Source organism: Escherichia sp. AM3, assembly GCF_032029835.1.
GTDB lineage: Bacteria > Pseudomonadota > Gammaproteobacteria > Enterobacterales > Enterobacteriaceae > Escherichia > Escherichia coli.
This window is the reverse complement of sequence record NZ_JAVUPQ010000251.1, coordinates 1-1,772: the sequence shown is the minus strand read 5'-3', so window position 1 is coordinate 1,772 and position 1,772 is coordinate 1. Positions and strand designations below refer to the sequence as shown.

The 1,772-nt window shown below is 54.2% G+C and carries 1 protein-coding gene and 1 pseudogene; both read right to left on the bottom strand.

What is annotated here, in order from left to right; translation table 11 throughout:
* The coding region (locus RTW80_RS24710; RefSeq protein WP_312720709.1) for an FAD-binding protein at positions 1 to 1,694 on the bottom strand (1,694 nt) is incomplete at its 3' end.
* Positions 1,691 to 1,772, bottom strand: a pseudogene (locus RTW80_RS24705) (propionate CoA-transferase); the annotation flags it as partial. The gene RTW80_RS24710 and the pseudogene RTW80_RS24705, both read right to left, overlap by 4 nt.

Genomic DNA, 1,772 nt, shown 5'->3' with positions numbered 1-1,772 from the left:
AATTCGCTCAATAGCAGGGCATCGCGAGTGGCGCGTCGGACTTTATCGGCATGGCAAATAAATCCCGCATGGTCAGACATTCGTGCCTGAATTTTTTCTCTCACAACCGACAACGGCATCCCGGTCCCGTTATCGTGCGCCTGAGTAATGATCTCTCTTATAGAAGCCAGTGTAGGAGCTACCAGCTGTGCTATATCTCCATCAATATTCCGCTTTTGCGTGCAACCAATAAAACGTGCCAGACGAACAGCAAAAACCTGCCCGGCATTCAATGCTGCACCACCAGGGCGAGTGACGCCGTGTGTGCCAGCAACTTCCCCCACGGCGAAACAGCCGGGCAGGGAGGTTTGTCCCCAGATATCCACTTCAATGCCGCCATTCATATGCTGATTATTCATGGCAAACTGCAAAGGCTGTGTGGTGAGATCGTAACCGTGCATCTTATACAGCGAGATAGACAGCGGATTCATTCGTTGCAGCCGTTCGATGGGCGATGGTGCCAGAGCGTCGTTATTTTCCAGATACGCGCGAACGTCGTCGTCCAGTCGATCTAATGAGAACGGCAGGTCACCCGGCACCGCTTCAGGATTGCGATTGAAATCCATAAATACCTGACGCCCTGATTGCTGCTCTTGCGCTACTGCCATATCTAACAAGCTGGAGCCAAAATCCATCACCCGAGTGGCGTGGAACGGCCACTGATAGCCTTTACGGAAAATGTTTGAAGCCAGCTCCTGGGTGGTGCGATAGTAATCCGCGAGGAAGTTATACTCGTTACCCTCAGCATCCACGGAATAGATATACGGGATCACCTGTACATAGGTGCCGGATAAATTCCACGGAAACGTGCTACGCGGCGTGCCTATACCAAACTGGCTTTCGGTCAGATTGGTTAGCGTCAGGCCTTCCTCCAGCGCCAGCCCCAGCGAGCCAAAACATTTGTGTGGGTACACACTGTCGCGATAAAGCTCGCCAGGCCCTCCTGTTGCCAGTACCACATTGGGCGCAGTCACAATTGCCAGCCCCCAAGGGTTATGGGCGCGATGACCGGTCGCGAGGATTGCCCCCGCAACACGGTCTTCGCCGTTTTCGTCACGCTGATGCAGCAGTTTAATCACTGTTGCACTGGTCAACACTGGAATGGCGAGGCGCTGTACTTCTTCCAACAGCACTTTCACCATTAACCTTGAGGTACGCGGCCCACACGAGGTTGCACGCCCGGCTTCGTCATGGTCGGTTTGATAACGAAGAATCGCGCCATAGCGATCTTCCGGTAATTCCAGACCAAGATATTGCAACCCGCCAAGAGTGTGCAGAGAACCTACCGCTTCGACATAAGCGGTGTCGTGATCCATCGCCCCACCGCTCGCCAGTGCCTCTGCCAGTTTGGTGAAGTTGTCGCCGTTGCCCGCGGTAGCGGCGGTAAACAGTGTCTGTTTATCGGAACCAGAACATGCCGACGTCCCCATATATAACCCGGCGGTGGCGATCAGCACATTTTGCTGGCGGCGTTTAAGTTCCACAGCTGCACGCAGCCCGGCTGCACCACTGCCGACTACCAGGGCATCTGTTTGCCAGAGTGGGTAATCAACACCGTCTACCGTGACAACCCATGCGGGCTCTGCCTGTGCAAAACCCTTTGGGAAAGTAACGTGCGTCAGCGCATCAAGGATGGTGTCATCAAGCTGACTCATGCATCCTCCATCGGCGTAAACAGGCTACTTTCCATCAGGCGTGGGTGCTTGATAATTGGACGGAAAGCCATATACGGC